This is a genomic window from Candidatus Melainabacteria bacterium (assembly GCA_003963305.1).
Taxonomy (GTDB): Bacteria; Cyanobacteriota; Vampirovibrionia; order Obscuribacterales; family Obscuribacteraceae; genus PALSA-1081.
Map to the genome: position 1 here is coordinate 308,146 of RXJR01000028.1, position 19,796 is coordinate 327,941.

The 19,796-nt window shown below is 56.8% G+C and carries 18 protein-coding genes; all 18 read right to left on the reverse strand.

Annotated features, from left to right (window positions below):
• Positions 1–14: 14 nt before the first annotated feature.
• Positions 15–758, reverse strand: coding sequence for a peptide deformylase (def, locus tag EKK48_26295; protein ID RTL36743.1), 744 nt, complete (start codon positions 756–758; stop codon positions 15–17).
• Positions 673–1,419, reverse strand: a complete 747-nt coding sequence (locus EKK48_26300) for a hypothetical protein (GenBank protein RTL36744.1) — start codon at positions 1,417–1,419, stop codon at positions 673–675. Before EKK48_26300 ends, def begins: the two co-directional genes overlap by 86 nt.
• A complete protein-coding gene (locus tag EKK48_26305) occupies positions 1,350–2,252 on the reverse strand; it encodes a rhomboid family intramembrane serine protease (protein RTL36745.1) in 903 nt (300 codons plus the stop codon). The genes EKK48_26300 and EKK48_26305 overlap by 70 nt, the downstream gene beginning before the upstream one ends.
• A 311-nt stretch (positions 2,253–2,563) precedes the next feature.
• On the reverse strand, positions 2,564–3,724 hold the full coding sequence (locus EKK48_26310) for a hypothetical protein (GenBank protein ID RTL36746.1): 1,161 nt from the start codon (positions 3,722–3,724) through the stop codon (positions 2,564–2,566).
• A gap of 16 nt (positions 3,725–3,740) precedes the next feature.
• A complete protein-coding gene (locus EKK48_26315; protein RTL36747.1) occupies positions 3,741–4,667 on the reverse strand; it encodes a hypothetical protein in 927 nt (308 codons plus the stop codon).
• Between the two features lie 46 nt (positions 4,668–4,713).
• The gene (locus EKK48_26320) at positions 4,714–5,730 is read right to left on the reverse strand and encodes a hypothetical protein (GenBank protein ID RTL36748.1); all 1,017 of its coding nucleotides are present in this window, start codon (positions 5,728–5,730) and stop codon (positions 4,714–4,716) included.
• Positions 5,731–5,817: 87 nt separating this feature from the next.
• Positions 5,818–6,969 carry a VWA domain-containing protein gene (locus EKK48_26325; protein ID RTL36749.1) on the reverse strand — a complete coding sequence of 384 codons (1,152 nt, stop codon included), beginning with the start codon at positions 6,967–6,969 and terminating at the stop codon, positions 5,818–5,820.
• Between the two features lie 12 nt (positions 6,970–6,981).
• Positions 6,982–7,674, reverse strand: coding sequence for a hypothetical protein (locus EKK48_26330; protein ID RTL36750.1), 693 nt, complete (start codon positions 7,672–7,674; stop codon positions 6,982–6,984).
• A gap of 8 nt (positions 7,675–7,682) precedes the next feature.
• Positions 7,683–8,750: a VWA domain-containing protein gene (locus tag EKK48_26335; protein ID RTL36751.1), complete on the reverse strand. Its 1,068-nt coding sequence runs from the start codon at positions 8,748–8,750 to the stop codon at positions 7,683–7,685.
• A gap of 16 nt (positions 8,751–8,766) precedes the next feature.
• Complete coding sequence (locus tag EKK48_26340) at positions 8,767–9,141, reverse strand: hypothetical protein (protein RTL36752.1); 375 nt, start codon at positions 9,139–9,141, stop codon at positions 8,767–8,769.
• A gap of 76 nt (positions 9,142–9,217) precedes the next feature.
• Positions 9,218–9,952, reverse strand: coding sequence for a hypothetical protein (locus EKK48_26345; protein RTL36753.1), 735 nt, complete (start codon positions 9,950–9,952; stop codon positions 9,218–9,220).
• 281 nt (positions 9,953–10,233) lie between these two features.
• The gene (locus tag EKK48_26350; GenBank protein RTL36754.1) at positions 10,234–14,049 is read right to left on the reverse strand and encodes a hypothetical protein; all 3,816 of its coding nucleotides are present in this window, start codon (positions 14,047–14,049) and stop codon (positions 10,234–10,236) included.
• 198 nt (positions 14,050–14,247) lie between these two features.
• Positions 14,248–14,790 carry a hypothetical protein gene (locus tag EKK48_26355; GenBank protein RTL36755.1) on the reverse strand — a complete coding sequence of 181 codons (543 nt, stop codon included), beginning with the start codon at positions 14,788–14,790 and terminating at the stop codon, positions 14,248–14,250.
• A 45-nt stretch (positions 14,791–14,835) separates the two neighbouring features.
• On the reverse strand, positions 14,836–15,477 hold the full coding sequence (locus EKK48_26360; protein RTL36756.1) for a hypothetical protein: 642 nt from the start codon (positions 15,475–15,477) through the stop codon (positions 14,836–14,838).
• A 31-nt stretch (positions 15,478–15,508) separates the two neighbouring features.
• Positions 15,509–16,135 carry a hypothetical protein gene (locus EKK48_26365; GenBank protein RTL36757.1) on the reverse strand — a complete coding sequence of 209 codons (627 nt, stop codon included), beginning with the start codon at positions 16,133–16,135 and terminating at the stop codon, positions 15,509–15,511.
• A 39-nt stretch (positions 16,136–16,174) separates the two neighbouring features.
• Entirely contained in the window at positions 16,175–16,591 is a 417-nt protein-coding gene (locus tag EKK48_26370; protein ID RTL36758.1) for a MaoC family dehydratase, read from the reverse strand.
• Positions 16,592–16,701: 110 nt separating this feature from the next.
• Entirely contained in the window at positions 16,702–17,019 is a 318-nt protein-coding gene (locus EKK48_26375; protein RTL36759.1) for a hypothetical protein, read from the reverse strand.
• Between the two features lie 70 nt (positions 17,020–17,089).
• On the reverse strand, positions 17,090–19,786 hold the full coding sequence (locus EKK48_26380; GenBank protein ID RTL36760.1) for a M1 family peptidase: 2,697 nt from the start codon (positions 19,784–19,786) through the stop codon (positions 17,090–17,092).
• Positions 19,787–19,796 lie beyond the last annotated feature (10 nt).

The window sequence follows — 19,796 nt, forward strand, 5'->3', positions numbered from 1 at the left end:
TGAGTGCGCGTCACTCATTCGTAGATGCGTTTGGAAGTAGGCAGAGATTGTCTCTGCCCCTGGGACATTTCGGCGCGCAGCTTTTCCTCAGTCGAGAAATCGCGCTGAGTTCGCAGTCTCTCCAGATAGGTTCTGCCATCAAGATGGTCGCACTCGTGTTGGATGACGCGAGCCGCAAAGCCCTCGAAATCTTGCACGCGCTCTTCACCATCTACGGTGTCGTATCGGCACCTGATTCTCTGCGCCCGCGGAACAAGCCCCGCATAACCAGGAACACTGAAGCAGGTTTCCCAGGCGTCGCCAGTGTCATCGGACTTGCCGATGATATCGGGATTGATCATGACGATAGGACGCGTCTGTGACGAAGCACCACCAGCGATGCGATTCTGAACAACCAACACTCGCTTCGCTACGCCGATCTGATTAGCCGCCAGACCCGCACCGTTGATTTCGAGAACCAAGGCGACGAGCTTTTCGCACAGCGATCTGGTTTCCTTGAAATCGGTAACGCGCTCGGTCGGTCTGTGCAGAATCGCCATTCCGATTGTTGTCAGCTCAGGGTGCACCGCCGCCTTCATATGCGGTGGCGGTGTTTTAGTCCAGCGTTCGGCAGGCTTTTGGGAAGTCAACTGACGCTTGGAGCGATCTTTCCGACTCATGAAAGCAGTCCTTTCACTGGTCACTCGAGGGCGAGAAGGGCCAGACCGCCCGCACGAGCCAGACGCACGTGTCGCTGAACAGAATGACGATGAAGACATAGCCGAACAGAGCGATCGTCAGAGTCCACATGACGTCTTCGTTAAAGAGGAGCGTGCCAAACGCACACAAAATGCCCCAGCCAAGCGCGTTGAGAAAGGCGTGCGGAAGAGCCGACTTGAGAGGCGACTCCGCCGACAACGTCCAGACCTTCAGGCGAGTGATGTATTCGTAACCCGCCAGCCCGTAGAGGAAGAACATCAGAGGGCGCGGCAGATGATATTGAGCGCCCAACCCGATGTAAGTGAGAACGACGATAGATCCAACCGCTGCGCCGACAATCTTCGCGATCGTGGTCAGCGACGGCAGCGTGATCGAAGTCTTCGCGCCACGAGCGATGACGATCTTGTTTTCCAGCCAGGCGGCAAGTTTCACGTTGTTCATGTGTTTCATCCTCAGTTGATTGATCTGTTGCGAATACGGTGCGCACAGAGCGCGCGCACCGTTTACTCGTAGACTCAGATGAACTCGGCAAGCTGCTCCCTGCCCGATCGATTGCTCCTCTGTTTTGGCGAGTTTCCGAAGAGAGCGAAGGCTCTCTTGGATGAATGTGCTCCGCCATGCGCATTCACTCAGGAGAGCCCTCCTGCCGGTCACGAATTCGATTTGAATTTTCGGACCGGCAGTGAGATCAGCCTGACAGCGCTGCGCCAACAATTGCATATGAAGGCTTCCAACCAGTCGGCGATATCGTCGTAAAGCTCCTTCTGATAAGGAGGCAGAACGACCTGAGCCGGCTGCGACCTGAACAGTGCACTGAATCGCAAGGTCGTTGCGAAGAGCGCTCCGAACAGGAAACCGCCGATGTGTGCTGTGATAGCAACACCACGCGGACCATCGGAGAAGTAGTACGCGGTGAACTGCAGCCCGGCATAATCGAGCAGCATCACCAGCGCGTTCGATGTCATCACTTTGACACCCATAAGCGAAGTGATTCTCGCTTTAGGCCAGAAGACAAGAAACGCACCGACCACCGCCGCCATCGCACCACTCGCACCGATGAGCCCGTTGCCGAGCGACTCGATCTGAGCAAAGAAGAGCGCCGCACAGATTCCAGATGCCAGATAGAAGCAGAGGAATTTGACCTTCCCCAGACGCGCTTCGATAGCAGGACCGAGCGCAAACAAGAAAGGCATGTTCGTGAGCAGGTGAATGACATTCCCATGCAGGAACATATACACGAACACGCCTGCCACCGCGTGGAAGAGGAGATCGGGATATCCCGTTGCAAGAGCAATCTCACCCTTGCCCACGGTGAAAGTCCAGTGGGTGATCGTATAGCCGAGAATGCCGGAATCGCGTAGCGCCATCTCACCGATGAAAGCTGCGATATTCAGCATAATCAGCGTATACGTCACCCACGGGAATTGCTTGAACTGCAAGTTCGTGAAGAGCGGTAGCATCAGCTTCCTCCCTGTCGGCACCATATGCAGTGCCCGCGGCGAAGACCGCAAGCGCACAGAGGCTCTGACTGCTCCTGACGCTGCCGCGACCATGACACTCGTCCAGCCCAGATCAAGATGAGCATCATCGCGGCGAGGAAAAGCGACATGAACAGATTCGCACTCTGACGTCTGACACTGTCACTGATTTCGCGCAGCGCTGAACTGAACGTCTGCATGCGAGAGTTCGACGCAGTTGGCGCAGGCGTACCGCCGTCCAATTCCTGCGGCTCAGGTTTGAACATTTGAGCATGCGCGACACTGCTCAATTCCAGCCCGAAGTCAACCGTTCGAACCCCGGGCAGGAGTAAAGCTACTGCAACAACGGCAGCAGCTAGTCTTATGTGTCTCATAGCTTCATCCTTTCACAGACTCCGCGGTTTCGGCACAATTTTGCACAGGTGAGCAACCAGCTCTTCATGTCGTGATTGCGGGATCGTCTCACCCCTGTAGATCGCCGCGTGAAGAATCGACAATGCAGAGATTACATCCACAGCGATCGGCACCTCTTTCAAGTTGTTCTCAACAATGGAGCTCTCGAACGTCGACAGTCCATATCGAGCCTGCAGGAAAGTCTTCAACGCAGAACTGATCAGCTCGTAGTGCCTCTGCGTGAAGCCCATCTTGTTGCCGGAAACAATCGTCTCATCGAGCGCCAGCCAGGTCGACTGATCGATTGAAAGCAAGTGACGTGGACGCAGCCGATTGATGGTACGCACCAGAAACAACAGCGCCGCCAGTCCGAGGCTAAGGAACCCCAACACCAGGCTCGGCACATAAGCCCATGAGATGCGCATCTGTGCAAGCGCGTGGTCAGTCATGAACAGGTCAGACTTCGTACCCGGCGGCACAGTATCGTGATGCAGCAGAACCAGGTCGGTCGTGACCAGATCCTGCCAGATCGGAGTGCCTTCCTCAGAAACAAGAGTAGCGTAACGCAGAGTCAGGCTGACAGGAAGATATTGTTTTCCTGTTTCGAAGCTCTGGACAGTTAGTTGGAACGTCACTTTCGTGCCGACCTCGACCTGGTCAACCCGAGCTTGCGGCTCACCGACCAGCTCATAACCGCTGCTATTGTCATTCAGATCGACGCTGCGCAGATCCACAACCGCTCCTGGTGCAAGCACGACCTCGAGAGTGACCGGAATCTTTTCACCTGTGTAGTGACTGACCTGAGTCGGTGCCATGACATGAATGAGCACTTTGCCCCGACCGCACTTCATCTCGATATTGGGTGCAATCGGAAGCGGCGCCTTTTCGACGACAGCTGGCTTCGGCGCATCGGGAGCCGGCGCAGCCGCGGGCGGTTCGCCATTAGGAGACGGCGATTTCCACTCGATAGGTGCGGACGGATCACGCTGCTTAACAGGAACAGTCTCCACCTTTTCAAACGCGCAGCCATCTTCAGGTGGCAAGAGTAGTTCCGGCGCCGCAGTCTCCCTTTGTACATCTGCACGCACATCTTGAGCGCGAGCCGTTAATGTCAGAGCGAGCAAAATGCTCGCTACTAAAATCGTAGTTCGCATCGTGTTCTCCTCTAAGTTACGATGCACCAGCCAGCAACATAGCCAGCGCTTCAGCCGGATCATCACCAGTTCTGAATGTCCAAACAGTACAACCGCACGAATCGGTCAACTGCTTGAGCACCTGGTCTTTGTGGCGACGATATTCTTCCCGCCACCTTTTTCGTCCTTGCTCAGTCAAGCTGACGACGCTCGTGGCGCCAGTCCGCAAGTCACGCAACTGCCGCACACCGCTGCCGGAAGGCAGTTCTTCCTCGCGGCGGTCTTCCAACATTACGCAACACACGTCATGCATGCTGGCAGTGTGAAGGAGCGCATCCATGTCGCCCTGACTGAGATTGGCAAAGTCAGAGAGAACAAAGACAAGCGCTCTGCCGTTACTGGGAACGTTCGCCAGCGCCAGCATCAGACCCGATTCCGCCACTGGTGTCGCCGACGATGGCGGAGCCGAAGTGGAGAGATACAGCCAGAGACCTTCCTGCAGACTTTCCATGCTGGCAGGTTGTGTCAGCATTCTCCACTCCAGGCGAGCGTCGCTGTAGACCATCGAGCCGATATTGTCGCCTCTCTGTTCTGCCGCGACGAAGATCCCAGTCTGGATCTCAGCAGACAGAATCGATTTACTGGTGCGTTCTGTGCCGAATGCCAGAGTCGGCGAAGCATCGGCGATGACGATGATATCCAGCGGCGTCTGGTCCTGATAAACCGTGGTGAGTAGTTCGGTCCATCCCGTAGCCGCAGAGGCGATATCGTCGACTCTTTCACCCGGGCTCCACTGTGCCACATGCTGGATATCGAAGCCGGCGTCAACAGTGCGATTACTGTCACGCCAACCGAAGCTTTGCGCCAGATGATGCGTGCGCCAGTCTACATTGAGCATCGCCGGCACAACATGATCGAGTATCGACGCAATGATCTCATCGATACTTTCTCTTCTGCGTTCCATGCGTTTCTCCTCGCGATCAACAGCGTACCTTGCCGCGCGCTGCCGATCAGGTTTCAGAAACAGTAGCCAGGATCTGCTCGATAAAGCTTTCCGGCGTCTCTCTGTTCTTGCCGAATGACGCCTTCGGACTCATCTTGAAGTGCGGACGGGCAGCATCAGGGAAGACAAAGCGAACGTGATGCGGTTCGATACAGGGGCTGCCCGTAAACACAGCAACTGCGGCAGCAGCACGCAACAGATAATGATTGAGTCTGTCGCAGCCACCCCAGCTCACCAGATCGGCGAAATTCCCGCCATCCCTGCGCTTCACCTGATGAAATTGGTCGTAGTCAGGGTCGACCGACGCCGCCAGTCGGACAACGTAGTCGAGAATTGCTGCCGAAGGTTTGCGAAGCATCGCCCTGGTTTCGCTTCGCATCGTCGCCATGTCGGCCAGAGTCAGAGCCGGATTAATTACGTCTTCGGGATGCTCCCGTTGCAGGTTCTCATTGGCGTTCACAGCCTGGAGTTGACGGACCGTTAGAATTGGCCAGTCGATTAAGAACATGAATCGATCCGAAGTAGCGTTGTTGAGCGCGACGGTTCCCCGAGACTCAGTGCCGTTGATCACAGCCATGAGCTGAAAGATTTCTTCCAGCCGAGTTGTAACACCATCTACAGTGTATTGCGCCTCGGCCATACCTTCAAGAAATGCGCTCTGTGTTTGTACACTGGCTCGGTTGAACTCATCGACAAGGAGCAAGTTGAGCCCAAGAAGCGGGCTTGGTCTGAACACCTTGCCGTGTGCAGTCTCAACGGTGTACCCGGTGATTGATGCCGGTTTGAGGTCGGCGGTCATCTGGAGACGACCGATTTTAGCCCCGCCGATGGCTTGAGAGCTGGCCTTCATCAGCAAAGACTTAGCTTTGCCTGGCTTAGCCATAACGAGAACATGCCCGCGCGCCGCGAAAGCACACATGAGCATAAATCGGGGTCGTTCCAGCCCGACGATGACCTTGTTTGTCTCCTCCATGTATTTCAGGACAGGAGGGTAAGTGAGTTGAATACCAGGGGCGATCTGCATCGCTTCTCTCCCAGTTTCGCGTTGAGGGATAACGAAAAGCTCCGGCTCTAGCCGGACTAATTCGTCTACACACGGCGCGTTCTCAACCTACCAGTGCGTGAAACGCACTGGCGGTCTCTTGAACACATTGCGGATGATCCTTCGCAACCAAAGCACCGCCAGCAGTATCATTGCCAGCAGCAGTGGACGGTCATGAAGGGTATGATTCTGATAAACCACACGTTCACCAGTCAGTGCAGCCGGCCACGAAATGCCCAGTGACTGACCGGGCGTGACCGGAATATAAGTGCCGCCGGCACGCTTCGCGAGTTTTTTCAAGAATTCATCATCGCGTCCGATTGTAACGACCTTTCCATCAGACTTGAACTGCCCGATTGATGCGCCGTTTTCGTCATAGAGCGGAATCGGGGAACGCGCAGGATTGCCGATGCCCAGCACAATCAGTCGGCGATGCTTGTCACGCATCGCATTCAACTGCGCAGTCAATGCCGAGTCGCGTCCATCGAAACCGCCATCTGTAGCGAGAATGATGATATCTTCCACGCCCTGTCCGGCTTCTGTTTTATCGAGAATTTTCTGGGCCGCTTTCAACCCTTCCTCGATGTGCGAAGTGTATCCGAGCCCCGCATCCACGCGTATCCAGTCCAGTGTGGTGAGCATGTCACGCACCGGGCTGAAGTCGTAGTTGAGATATGACTGGATCTTTCCTCGCTGCGCGAAAGTGACAAGACCGAGCGCATTGCCGTCAATGGCAGGCATGATCTGTTGGAGCAGAATGTCCTTTGCTACGTCGATGCGAGACCCGCAAGGACCGACGACAAGAGAGCACTCCCGCCCGCCGAACATGACGTTGCTCAGGCGCAGGTCTTCTACCGCGGCACTGCGTGACGCATCGAAAACCATAACCAGTCGCACGCTGCCCGCAGGAATAGTGACCGGCGCAACTGCCTCGTAAGGTCCGGCAGCTGCGACCACCAGACAGAGCGATAGCAGATTGAGCATTGTCAGAGACAACAGCCGATCGAAACGAGTCGGCGTTTCGCTGAACGCCTCAATCAATGCCGGCTCACCATACTCTTGCACGGTCCGCGCGCTCAAGTGCACGCTGAAGAACCAGAGCAAGGTTACGGCCGCTGCAGCAGGCATGGACAACCAGAGCCAGTCCGGATGCTCGAACAGTGGCATACTCACCAGAGCCGCGATCGACTCGGTGAATGCGCCAATAGCAGAATTAAACATCGGCAGACTCCTTCAGTAGCCATCCTGTGTGGCAGCCGTGTTGCCCTTTCCGCCCGGAGCAAGCGCCGGAACGGGCTTGGGCTTGTCCAGCCTCGGTTTGCCCTTCTTGCGACCGGAGCCCTCCTTCGAAGCATCACCAAGCTGCGGGCGCTGCTTGAGAAGCTCGTAGTTGAAAACAACGGTCATAGCGGTCTCACGCATTCGCAACAAGCGGCAGACGTCGTCCGGTCCTTCCATCAGGGGTTGACCGTTTGGTCTGATCGGCGATTCCGGCATGTTTGCGCAGGCACGTGCGGCGTAGCCTTCATTCGCGATGAGCGGAGTTCCCGCCAACCATTCAGCACCGCTATTGATGGCAAGCGACTGCCTGTAGTGCTGCAGCGCCGCCTGAACTTGTTTGCCCTGGTAAGCCATATAACCCAGATGCGAATAAGCCAGGGCTGCCAGTTCAGGATCAGGGCGAGGCAGGAAGAATCGTTCCAACCACGTCAACTGCTCGGCTTCCAGATAGACAGCAGCAGACGCTTTGAAAGCTTGCGCCGCCTTTTCCGGTAAGCGTTTATTGGCATACAAGATGCCTTGATTGTAGAGCTTGACCTGACGATCTTCATGATCGCCGAGCCATAGCCCCAGTGCAAGGAACGGCACCGCGACCGCTACCAGCACTACATACGGTATCAACCGTACAATGGTCGGTTTGCGCACTTTGGCACCTACAGTCCTTCCCGCACCAGTATGGTGCTCGTTGCCCAGAGCAGAAAGAAGGCTGCCGCCGCGGCTATCCACGGCAGATACATCTCTTTATGCTCAGAGCGGTTTGCTTGATAGAGACTTGATTCAGCCAGTGCATCGATCTTCGCAACAGCAGCATCGAATCCGGCTTTGTCGGCGACAGGCACAACTGTTCCATCGACCGCCTTGACGAAATCTTTGAGTTGCTGCAAATCTTTTGCCTGGCCTTCATACCAATCTTCTCCGACACCGAAGACGAAGAGATTGATATGCAGCTTCTTGTACCAGTCGACCAGTTCGCGAAACCGCTCTGGAGCAATCGGAGCACTGCCGTCAGTCGACATAATGTGCACCCTGGTGACACCCGAGTCGAGCCGCCTGAAAACGTCGATGACGCTTTGCAGCGCACCGGGTTCACGATTGCGGGCGAAAGGACCATCGAAGTTGGTGCCGTGCCCCTCCGGCACTTCAGCTTCCATGTAATCGGCCAGCTCTGGCAAGCTGTCGATCAGCGTCTGGTAGTTGGTCGTGGGAGGATAAGCAAGGAAAGAGCCGTTGTCGAAAGCCATGAGCCCAACCGGGTTTCCATGCGTGTGCTGCAGGAACAGCCTGAGCGCTCCAAACGACACGTCGATGCGACGTGCGAAAGTCGGGTCGTCTTTGCGCCTGAACTGGTCCGTGATGTATGCCCCCGGGGGTTCAGACGCCGATCGTGCCGCGAATTCCGGACCAGCCAGCGCCAGTTCGACAGGCAGTATCGCACCGAATGCCTCCGAGTCGGAGAGATCTTGCTGCAAGAGCACGATCGCCCCGTGTCTCGTCTCGACCGTGTAGTTGACGACGAGAGGCACCGCCAGCGCCACTACAAGACAGCACCACATGGCCGCCAGACTGAAGCGCGCCACGTATCCCGGCCACGGCATCCACCAGGAAGTCTTGTGGATACCCAGCTGTGGATGCCCGAAGACGTGTGATTTGTGCCTGGTTGCCCAGAGAAAAATCACAGCCAGCAAGCAAAACCACAGGAATTGCGGGTGAACGAAGTTCATGGATTTTCCCTCCCTGCTAATCGCACGGCGGATTCGCCAGCGCCCCTTGAATCCGCTTGCCGAATGAATCTGCGGCGAAGAGATCGGCCAGGTCAAAGAGCGTGTCGATCTGAGCCTGAGTGAAGCTATGACCCTCTTGAATGACAGGCTGCCCATAGTCGGTCAACCTTATCCAACCGTCATCATCGAGGAGTTGCGGTCCGTTATCGGCACCACATATTTTTGTCGCCAGCGAATCATGCTGCCAGCTGCCGCTTTGGAAGTAGGCGCCGCCCGGAGATACCCAACCTGCCAGAACTTTCGTGCTGCGAATCATATGCGGACGCAAGTCGGACAGCGAAGTTGGTTGAATCTTGGATTGGATTCTGGACTGGATTCCGGATTGAATCATCAATCGTGCTCCGAATTATTTATGTTGCACCATATATGGTGAAGAACCGTGCCGGGAGAGTCTGAGCTGTGATGCCTCAGACCCCCAGCGGCCAGGTGGGGTCGAAATCAAACTCCTCCTTCATGGCTTGCAGACGAAAGGCAAGAAGTTCGTCTGTCTGACGCCCTTCCTCCGATTGATAGGAGGCAAAACAGAGCTTAGCGACAGACTCGCAGAATGACTCCATTGCCCATTTGTTAATAAGTCGAGCGCGTCTGGCAACGATACCAGGGTCGTCCGACTCAGGCAGGAGATTGAACGCATCGAACTGCCTTTGCGCGTAGGCTGTAACTTCGACAAACTCGTCGCCGCCTGCACGAAATTTCTCGACAAGCGCCAACATCTTTTGAATGTACGCCGCTCGCGCTGGTTCCGGTTGCACAGCCCAGAAGAGATGAGAACACTCATGGGCCAGATGCGCCAGGCAAAGCCTCGTCGAATCGAGGCTGGCCACGCTCATCTCAAGATGTGGCGAAATCTTCGAGTGAGGGCGCTCCCAGTCACCATACACAGCTGAGGCATGACCGGAACTAGTGCGTTGCTCTTTCGTCGTGCTCACAGTCAGACCGAGATAGAGCGCGACCTCACGCAGCTTGAGCGGCAAAGCGAGAAAATCTTCCCCAATCATCTGTCGATGATAACCAGGCGTCAGCTCAGCGAAAAAGAGTCCACTCGACTGATCGAGTTCGAAGCGACCGCAGAACATCTGAAATTCGCGGTTCAACCACGCTCGTTCATTCCTTGTGATAGTTCTTACGGTTGGGATTGACATGGAATCCTCCACTCCTGGCCGTAGCGCATTCCTGCGGAGAGATATTTTGCCTGAACCATTGCGTTCCATGGCACTCGGGACGAGTGCGTTCCATGGCACTCGGACGAGTGCGTTCTGTGGCACCAGGATCATCCTGTGGACACTTGAGTTTGGGGTGTTCACAGGGTGATCCTGAAGATAAACGGGGATGCGCAAGACAACTCAGATCTCGCGCATCCCTATCTTGAACCGACGCAGCCAGAGACCGCGTCGGTCATTCTTAAGAGCTCAGGCAGCTCGTCTTACTTGCGGAAGTCGAGCGCGAAGAACAGCAAGTTCCAGCGCCCACCGAAGGGAAGACGAACGAAGGCATAGCCGCCGAACAGCCCGGGTTGAATCTGACGAATCTCATCACGGATGAAAAACGCCAGCCAGGACGTTTCTTTGTAGTCGATGATGATCGACTGCTTGCCGTCGAACCAGCTCGGACCATAGTTGACCTTGGCCCGAATCAGGTGCATGCCGAGGATCTTGTTCAACAGGAAGCAGGGCAGTTCGCCCGTCTTGTTGTCGAAGACCTTGCCTCTCCAGATCAGATTCGAGATCAAAGAGAGGAACCAACCCAGCAGAGTGCCGGGCAGGACAACGGCCTTGCCGAGTGACTCGCCGTCGCGGATCACGCCGGCGGGGCTTTCAGCATAGACCTGAGCCAGGTCGTCCGCCTTCATCGACTGCAACTGGTACAGCTCTGACGGTCGACCGATCGGGCTCGGGTCACAGTCGCCCCGGCGGTGCTCGCGCAGCAGATCGGCCCAGGCAGAGCCGTCATAGACGCGAAGCATTTCGGCGTGGCTGATCGCCGGCACCAGGGAGTGAATCTCCACCACCACTCTGTCAGCGAACAGCGGCAAGAGCTGGTCGATGCGGCGCTTGAAGGCGAACCTGCCGATCAAGCGGGTGATGAAGTTGCCGCGGCCTTCTTCAGCGTCGCGGATGTGGTTGCCTTCGCCCATGCGTTCGAAGTCGTATCCCGTGAAATAGTTGCGACCAGGCGAGTAGAGATCGCCTTGATGCGCAAATTCCCCGAGATCGATTTCACCGGGCGCAAGACCCTTGTCGTTGCCAGGACGCGCGTAGACTCGGGTCGCCGAATCGTTGAGCGCCTGCGAGATGTTGGGCAGATAGATGGTCGGGTCGAAGAAGAACCCGATGCCGTTATCCCACTTCTGCCTCCACGACATGCCGCGCTGCGTCTTCTTGCCGAAGCTGAGCAGCGAGAGAATCGTGGTGCCGAGCGCCGTCCACCAGGGCAGACCGCTATCTTGCAACACCTGCATGCAGGAGCTGAAGGTGGCGACCGGATGCTTGTTGTTTCCGCGAAGCAGCCAGTAACGCTTCTCGATGTCGGTATCGCCTTCGAGTGTCGACGCGTCGGTCTTCGGCTGACCTTCGCGCATGCGATTGCGCAGGGCGATTTTGAGAAGCTGCGCATCATCAGCGAATTTCTTCGACAAAGTGCGCGTCGAGAAACCGCTCAGACCGGCAAGACCAAGAAGGATTGCCGCTCCCAGATGCTGACCGTGCACTCCCCAGGCAAGGAAGCCAAAGCCCAGCAGCACCGCCCACCCCTGCAGAGAGCCGAGGAAGGCAGCGCGGTTGATCCACCTCTCACCCTTGTAGAGGGTGCCGAAGAAGAAGCCGCGCTTGTCGGTGTAGCAGATGCGCCAGCACAGCTGCATGAACCGCATGGCGAGCATGCGCTTCACTTCCAGCCCGCCGCCCGAGAGGACGAGAGCAAGAAGAATCACACCGACGACCTGCGGAGTGACGACACCGATAACAGGCACAGACGCACCCAGCCAGGCTGTGAAGCCGAGAGCTGCAAGCGCCAGCCAGAACGTACGCAGATCCGACTTGAAGATCTTGAAGGTGTCTGCGTGCGTCTTCTCGAGCAAGCGCTCGGGAAAACGTTCGATATCTTTCCAGGGGGCGTAAGGACGAATCACGCCTTCCATATATTTCTCGAGACCCGGCAGATGGCGCGCCATCATGGCGAGCGGTCCGCCGCCGTGCTCGATCCAGTCCATACCTTCGCCGAGGAACGCATAATTCCACAGCTCGGTAAAGAACCGGTTGTTGGTGCCACGACGCGGCGCATCCTTCTCGAACTCGAAGAACTGCGTGATGCCGAGCGCCGAGCCTGGCGGTTTGGTCTCGCCGAGCATACCGACATTACCTTCCACTCTGTCGATATTGCCGCCGAAGACAATTGCCATCAGCGCACCGAGCGACTCATTGCCGCCGGCAGCCTCGACAAACGACCGCAGCCGATGTTGACCCAGACTGGCGCGCACGTCATTCCAGTCGCCCGTGCCGTCTGTGCGCTCACGGTAAACATCGCGTTCTGCCAGGTCGGTCTTAGCGCCGTCCTGGAAGTTGTTGAACTCCGTAAAGGCGATCGGGAAGTTCTGCAAGGTCGGCGCGCCGCACGGAGTCGTCACCATCGTCCAGGCGATGTTCTCGTAGCCGAGAAACTGCACCTTGTCGCGAGTCTTCTCGTGCACGATATCCAGCAAACCGAAGCGAGCCAGATGCCTGTCGCTGCCTGCCTCATGGAAGTCGATGAAGTCCGGCCACATCGTGTGCAGAACCCGATACGCGAGCCTGAACGCGCTCGGCGTCTGGTGTGGACCATCATGATGCTCCCACTTGCCACCGAACATACCCCAGAGCACGAAGCAGTGCCGCACGGGCGTAAGCAGCTTGCCCACCCAGGGATGACGGTAGATAAACCGCATCAAGAAAAGCTTCTTGCGCGGTCCGAGCAGCCCCCACCAGTCAGCATCCATAGCTGCACCGAGCACAGGATGTTGCAGCAGATCGCCTGTCCAGTAGGGCGTGTGGAACAACGCGTTTTCGCCGATGTTGATCAAGCGGGCCTGCTGGAACAGCTCTTCGTCAGTCCATTCCGGATGGAAACGCTTGAGGTAATCGGCGATGGCGTTGTGCTCTTTCACAGCCAGCCAGTGAAGCAAGCTGAGAAAGACATGGTAGTTGTTGTTGAAGCCGGTCAGATCGGCGCCCAGACGCGTCGGATCTTCAGGCAACAAGCCATCTTCGCCGAGCAGCATCTTGCCGTCAACGTATGAACGCAGACGAGCGAGTTCGGCTTCGTTGGTGCCGTAAGTCTCGGCCATGATCCAGGCAGTGACCCGCTGGTTGATCATGGTCGGGCGCCCGTCATACCCATCACGCGTCGGGTCGACAGGAGTACGGTCGATCAGAGCCACATTTCCAGGCCAACCCTCCTTCGGATCGCGCTCGATGCAAACCGGATCGTGGTCGAGCGTGTAGCGCATCGTCAAGCCGCCGAAACCATGAATCTGCTTGTTGATGTGCGCAGCTCCCCAGAGGCTCATGGTCTGGGCTTTGATTTCGATCGGCTCTCCCGTCTCCGGATCGATGCGACGCCAGAGAAGCTTCCTGCCCACGAAACGAGCCGTCGGCTGAATTTTCTCCGGGTCGGGACGCACCAACATGGGCGGTCGGTTCGACCCCATGCGTGTGAGCGCCGCCGCCATATCAGGTCGACCGTCATCGGTGACCCAGGTGCCGTCGAGTGCCACCGATCCCCGTGCCGATTCCGGCTGCCCGTCGGGATAGCTCTTCGTGTCGGTCGCCTTGTACGCATACGCGTCAGTCAGCGGACCGCAACGAATGAAGTCGAGCTTCGCGATCAGGAAGAGCAGACCGGGAACGGTTCTCCACTTCGGAACTTCACCCGGCCATTCCTGGAACTCGGCAAAGTCCTGCTCGCGCATGAACCACCAGGGCCATGACTCCTTGATGGAGGGATGCGGTGCCAACCAGGGTGCCAGTGCATGGTTGACCCACTGGGCGGCGAAGTGTGCCGAATAAGACGTCACATACTTCAGTGGACCGACGCCCTGTCGTCGGGAGATCGGTCTCCAGACCCCGCCGTCACCGGGCTGAGGACCCACCGTGCCGGCGAATGGACAGCCATAGCCGCGGTGCGCGGGCGGGCTGCCACCACCATTGGTGTCGTTCGTTTCATCAGTCATTTTTACAACCTTGGTTCTCGTTGGAGAAGGACGCATTCCTGCGCCCGTTGCTCTGCCTCTGCGGATACGCAGAGTAGTTTGTTTGTTGCTGCCAAAGAGAGCGCTGTCTTAGACGACAGACAGGCAACAATGCGTTGAACTGATGCGGCGGATCGCGGCACCTGCTCCGAGTTCTTTTCAGACACAAAGGCCAAGTCCTTTCAGCCTCATGATTTACGAATCATGATTTCCGAATCAGTACGGAAAGCATGCGTTGACGCGGCGTCTGGCGCAGACGCGATGCCGATCGTAGACCCGCTCAAGATATGTCTCCACATCTTCAAGCGAGATTCCCCAATCTTCGACCGCCACCACATAAGTGGTGCCGGCGCTGAAAGCAAGCGACGCATCAGTCGCTCGCTCTTCTTTGTGCAGACCGACGATGTGACCCAGGCGCGTGCACTGGTAGTAGCGATGCAGCACGAAAACCCAGGGATTTTTGTCGATCACCCACTCGCCACTGATGCGCCTGATCGCAAGCTCGACCAACTCTCTGTCTGATATGGTCAGACCAAGCGAATCGATGCGATTCAGCACATCGGAAGTGATCAGACTCTTGCTTCCGGACAGCAAGTCGAAGTTGCGCCTCAAGCACTCCACTATTCGAGGCGCCAACTCTCGCTCGCTTTCTTGAATCTGCCGCAGTTCGGTGACTGCGTCGTAACGAATCGCCCGATAGCGACAATACGCCACCACGAGCAGTGCCGCCGCGATAGCGACATACAGTGATTGCAGCAAAACCGACCCCTCTGTTGGTTATGTGTTCTGTTCGTTACGCGATTACTAGAAGCGATTCAGCCAGCCTCTTGTTGCATCACCGGCGCGGGGATGACGAGGCAAATGCTCTGACGCTGCCAACTTGATGATGCTCAAGATTGTCAGCGCTACTCCCGGCAGTATCATCACCGCCAGCAGTATCAAAAGGTAGTGCAGGGCAGCCGAGGCTTTCTTTCCACTGACGCGCACTTCGAGCCAGATGAGGAGCTCAAGCACCGCATCACGCCATCTGCCGATGCGCCGAAGCTCTCCATGCCTGACCGCCCAGGCATGATAGACAGCGGGGCTGCACCTCTCGAACTGCCCGTCGTAGAAGGCTCGTCGCCAGCGCAAGAGCCAGAACGCAAACGGAAGGAAGAGAAGTGCGAGGGCAAGAATTGACATTCCTGCCTGCACACTCAAATCAGCCGCTGCGCTACCGACCCCGAGCGGGTAGAACGTGTCGACGGCATTGCCGACAGCCGTGCCGACGAACAGAAAGTAGCAGTAATTCAGCTCCATGGCAGCGATGATAGCGCCAAGCCATGAACAGAATCGTCTCACTCCTTTCACTGCTTCTGTTTCGGTCCAACTTGTTCCGACCGCATAGATATTGAAGATTGCCGTCGCCATCAAGGTCGCCGAGAGCAATCTCAGTAAATCACTCATCGCCGTTCTCCCAAGTTTTCTTTGTTTAGGACTACTTCACGGTGAAGTCTTCCAGAGGCACGAAGCTGATGTCTTCGTCAACAAAGCCGACGACTCCAGCTCTCTTGCCGGTTTCTGAGAACTGCCAGACGGAAATTTTTCCGAATGGCGGCGGAGGCGGCGGCACCTCCAAACGCGAGCGAAACTTGGCGTACCACAACAAGCGACCGTTTTGAGCCAGACGAGCGTCACTGCCGAGACAATGAACGATCATCGATTCATCGGCATAGAGTATGCAAGGCACTCCAAGCCGCTTCTCCACCTCTTCCAGGCAGGCAACAACCATATCTGCGGCCTTTTTGGGCGAGATGCCCTTGAACTGATGCTCGTCTTCCACGTCAAGGGCAGGAAACAAGTCACCCGGTGCAAGAGAACCGACCACGTCGACAAAGTGAGCCGCTTGCAAGACCGGCGACACGTCGGCGCTGAAGTAGTGGTAAGGACCACTGGGAATTCCAGCGGTCCTGGCTGCCTGCCGGTTCGACGCGAACTTGTTGTCAACGAAGCTCACGCCTTCAGAAGCCTTCAGGAAAATGAAGTTACAACCGCCAGCCTTCAAGCGCTTGAAGTCGACTTCTCCCTGATGGTGCGAGATGTCCAGTCCGTCTATTGTGCTCATGTCACGAACCCTTTCAACTCTATGTCACTGGGATTCGCGTCACGCTGCGGACTTGAACTTCTCAGGACGGTAGCCGATCTCGGCCATTCCAGAGACAACTTTCTGACCATGTTGATTGGTCACAATCGTCTCCAATTCCATAACCCCGCCTTCGAGACTGGTGATGGTGGCAGTGGCTGTAATCGTATCACCGGCCCTCACAGGCAGATGAAACTGCACGAACTGCGCTCGATAAATGGCTCCCGGTCCGGGAATCTGCGTGCCGATGACGGCAGAGATAAGCCCGACAGAGAGGACGCCGTGAGCGATGCAACCCTTGAAGATCGTGCCCGCAGCATAGTCCGGATCGAGATGGACAGGGTTGTTATCGAGGGTAATCTCGGCAAAACCCGCGATGTCCTTTTCCGTTACTGTTTTGGATAACTGGGCGCTGTCGCCCACCTTCCACACGTTCATTTTCGCCTCCTCTTAAGGCATTTGAATTGAGTTCACACTCTGTGTAAGCCGAGACTGAACAGGCGAAGCCGAGCTTCGTCTGTTCAGGTCGCTACACGAACTTCGTCTGCTCAGGCGTGACCGAGCTTGCGCTGCTCATCTGCCCAGAGTTCACGAGCCTGTTTCTGCAGTTTGCGCCGAGCCTGACTTTTCGAGTCATACGAAAAGCAGGGATGACGCAAATATTGAGTGTCGGCAATCTCACGCCAAACATAGTTGTCGAGGTGCTGAAGTTCCAGGTAGCGCACAGTACGGTGCCCATTTTTGAAGCTGCGGGCACTCACAACAATGCGATATCCATTTTCTTCCCATAAGGGGCGTGGTTCTCGGGGCTGGCGCGGAAGCCGAGCCAGTCCGACCGAAGCAAGAATCTTGTCGAGGAGCATCATTCTCTCCAGGTAATCTGTTGGAATTTAGAGTAACGGTGTCACCACAAGTGGTGACACCGTCTGCTGTTGACTACTTACTGATACCGCGCACAAGCACCAGCAGTTCGTCGACTACCGTCTCCATGTCAGGCTCGCACCGGGCGCGCATGGCGATGTTGAGGTGCTGCCGATCGACTATCTGAGAAACGAGAACTTCGCTTCCTGTAAGCTTTTCGGCGTGCAGCGAGAGGAACTCCTGCACAGCCTGCGCATCCTCGGGTCGATCGAGATCGCCGAGTCCGTTCAGACCACGCAGCAACAGACTGATCGTAAGTTTGTCAGCCAACTCAGCGAAGCGCTCCCTGAACATCGCCCAGACCCGATACCGAACCCTGGAATTGGCGAACAGGAAGCCAATCACGGAGCCTGCCATCTGCTGATCAATCCTGTCGTTGAGAATTTCTGACAGGGTGTTTTCAGCCAGCGCCGGCTCGCTGAGAAGAGTCAGCGCAGTCAGAACCATCGTGATCTGCTGTGGTGTAAGCACCTTCACTGCAGGGTTCAGAAGCCCGAACAATTCCGCATAGGTGCCAGCATCGCCCTCGGTGGCAACCGAAAATATAGCGGCGTTGAGAACATCGCCGTCGACATCTTCGCCAGCCAACCACGGCAGATAGGCATTCTTGCGGGCCAACCGTTCGAAGCCCGGCAGTCTCTGCCGACTAATGATGGCGAGAATGCGCCCACGCAGCTCGGTAGTCTGGGGCGACTCGCCTTGACTGCGTTTCCATCCCAGCTCAGTGTAGAGCGGAGCGGTCAGTTCCTCGACAACGGCGCGCACCGTCTCCCTACACTTCTCGCTGCCATAGGAACCGAGCCGACCCAGGCTCATCGAGATGATGCGCCAGACATTCGGGTCGCGGTCATATTTGAACGTGAGCAGCAGCTTCATATAGATGCTGGCACTCAAGCGACCAGTCTGCAACGCAGCCCAGGCGTCATTGAGCAGAATGAATCGCTCAACGCCGGTCAGTTTCTCCTGAGCATTGGCAGCGAGTTGCTCGAACAGTTCGTCATCGTAACTGGTGTGATAGAAACCATGCCCACCAGCGTTAACAACGAGCCACTGGAAGTCGGCGCCCAGGTCGAAGACCTGCTCGCGTTCATCCAGGTGCAAGAGCGTTTCGAATGCCTTCCCGTCCTCGCCGTAGGCGCGAACGAAGAGCGGCACCTGCCAGAGCTGTTCGCTTTCCACATCGCCCGGCTCCAGCGTGAATCGCGCCTGTCTGACGGTAATGGACGACTTGCCGGCCCGCTTCACCGAGATATTCGGGAATCCGGACTGCTTGGTCCAGCCCTCCATGAAACCGCGCACGTCCAAGCCGGTGACTTCGCCGATCGAGTCCCAGAGCTGTTCGGTCGTAGCGTTGCCCCAGTCGTACCGCGGGTCGTTGTTGAACGCCTGCATGCCGCTCTGGAAGCCATCTTTAACCAGAGCGTCAAGGCAGGTCTGCATCATCCTGAGAACAGCCGAGCCTTTGTTGTAGGTGATCACGTCGAACTGCGCCTCGCACTCCTTGATGGTTCGGACGGGCGAGACCACCGAACGGGTGCTCTTGAGCGAGTCAACGTCCATCGCTGCCGCGCGACCCTGCGCGAAGTTATCCCAGACCTTGAATTCCGGGAAGAGTTTGTCGGCGATGAGATAGCTCATGAAGGTGGCGCGCAGCTCGTTGAGCGAGAGCTGAGACCAGTCTTCCATGGTGTGACGATTGCCGTCCCAGGTGTGATCGAGTTCGTGCAGGACGATGATAGCCACCTGCAGCAGTTGCGCAACCGTCGCCTTGAGGCGGTCGATGAGCACGTATTCCATGCGAAAAGTGAACATGCCGTCGTTTTCCATGGCTCCCGCGGAGAAGCCAGGAACGGCGATCAGGTCGAGCTTGCGGTTGGGATATTTCTGCCCGTGAAATTCCTCCAGCAGAGGCAGACCGCGACTGACCACCTCGAGCGCAAAATCCATCAGGTGTTTGTTGCCGGGCGGCGCCCAGACTCGCACTTCGACGCTGCCGACCCACTTCGGATCACTCGACTCGAGATCACCGACCACCTGCGCGATGACATAAGTCGGCAGACGATTCGAGGTCTCGAAATAGACGACCTTGTTGCCCGAAGGAAGATACTCCACGCGCAGATCGTCACCGTTGGAACGCACCGCCTGGTCGGCAGGCACTTCAGCCACCACCGAGAATTTGCACTTGTAGTCGACAGGCCCCGGCTGATCGAAGCTCGGCACCCAGCGCCTGAAATCGGCGGGTTCAGACTGCGTGCAACCGACCGTGTAGGTTTCGCCGTTGGCTCCTTTCACAGAGGAAAGATAGAAGCCCTTCAGCTTCTTGTTGAACGCGGCGCGATAGTTGCCGACCGAGAGCAAGCCGCGGCCGACCGGCAACTTCTCATCGAAGTGGAACCAGAATTGCTCCTTTTCGGCGTCTTCACGAATGCTGGCAGTATGCACGACACCATTGCAGTCCTCGAACGTCACGTCGGAGATTTGCATTTCGACTGCATTGATCGGGAACGCGTCGACCGGATTTCTCACATCGACGGCGATAGTCACTGAGCCGCTGAAATGCGGGTCAGCACCCTTGATGATCGAGTGAATGCGGAGCCGATACTCCGGCTCGTCGCCAGGGAGAGTGGCCGGAACCACATCCTGAGGCAGAAAGTAAGCCGGCAGCGCCGACTTCAAGTGCAGCTTCCTGCAATGAGCGCAGAACTGTTTCATGTTCGAGTCC

Bases quoted from the DNA above. Each gene is read 5' to 3' on its own strand.
- EKK48_26365 (RTL36757.1), bottom strand. From the start codon at position 16,135: ATGAGCACAATAGACGGACTGGACATCTCGCACCATCAGGGAGAAGTC.
- EKK48_26360 (RTL36756.1), bottom strand. From the start codon at position 15,477: ATGAGTGATTTACTGAGATTGCTCTCGGCGACCTTGATGGCGACGGCA.
- EKK48_26350 (RTL36754.1), bottom strand. From the start codon at position 14,049: ATGCGTCCTTCTCCAACGAGAACCAAGGTTGTAAAAATGACTGATGAA.
- EKK48_26380 (RTL36760.1), bottom strand. From the start codon at position 19,786: ATGAAACAGTTCTGCGCTCATTGCAGGAAGCTGCACTTGAAGTCGGCG.
- EKK48_26315 (RTL36747.1), bottom strand. From the start codon at position 4,667: ATGGAACGCAGAAGAGAAAGTATCGATGAGATCATTGCGTCGATACTC.
- EKK48_26300 (RTL36744.1), bottom strand. From the start codon at position 1,419: ATGCAATTGTTGGCGCAGCGCTGTCAGGCTGATCTCACTGCCGGTCCG.
- def (RTL36743.1), bottom strand. From the start codon at position 758: ATGTCTTCATCGTCATTCTGTTCAGCGACACGTGCGTCTGGCTCGTGC.
- EKK48_26320 (RTL36748.1), bottom strand. From the start codon at position 5,730: ATGCAGATCGCCCCTGGTATTCAACTCACTTACCCTCCTGTCCTGAAA.
- EKK48_26340 (RTL36752.1), bottom strand. From the start codon at position 9,141: ATGATTCAATCCGGAATCCAGTCCAGAATCCAATCCAAGATTCAACCA.
- EKK48_26345 (RTL36753.1), bottom strand. From the start codon at position 9,952: ATGTCAATCCCAACCGTAAGAACTATCACAAGGAATGAACGAGCGTGG.
- EKK48_26370 (RTL36758.1), bottom strand. From the start codon at position 16,591: ATGAACGTGTGGAAGGTGGGCGACAGCGCCCAGTTATCCAAAACAGTA.
- EKK48_26325 (RTL36749.1), bottom strand. From the start codon at position 6,969: ATGTTTAATTCTGCTATTGGCGCATTCACCGAGTCGATCGCGGCTCTG.
- EKK48_26310 (RTL36746.1), bottom strand. From the start codon at position 3,724: ATGCGAACTACGATTTTAGTAGCGAGCATTTTGCTCGCTCTGACATTA.
- EKK48_26335 (RTL36751.1), bottom strand. From the start codon at position 8,750: ATGAACTTCGTTCACCCGCAATTCCTGTGGTTTTGCTTGCTGGCTGTG.
- EKK48_26375 (RTL36759.1), bottom strand. From the start codon at position 17,019: ATGATGCTCCTCGACAAGATTCTTGCTTCGGTCGGACTGGCTCGGCTT.
- EKK48_26305 (RTL36745.1), bottom strand. From the start codon at position 2,252: ATGGTCGCGGCAGCGTCAGGAGCAGTCAGAGCCTCTGTGCGCTTGCGG.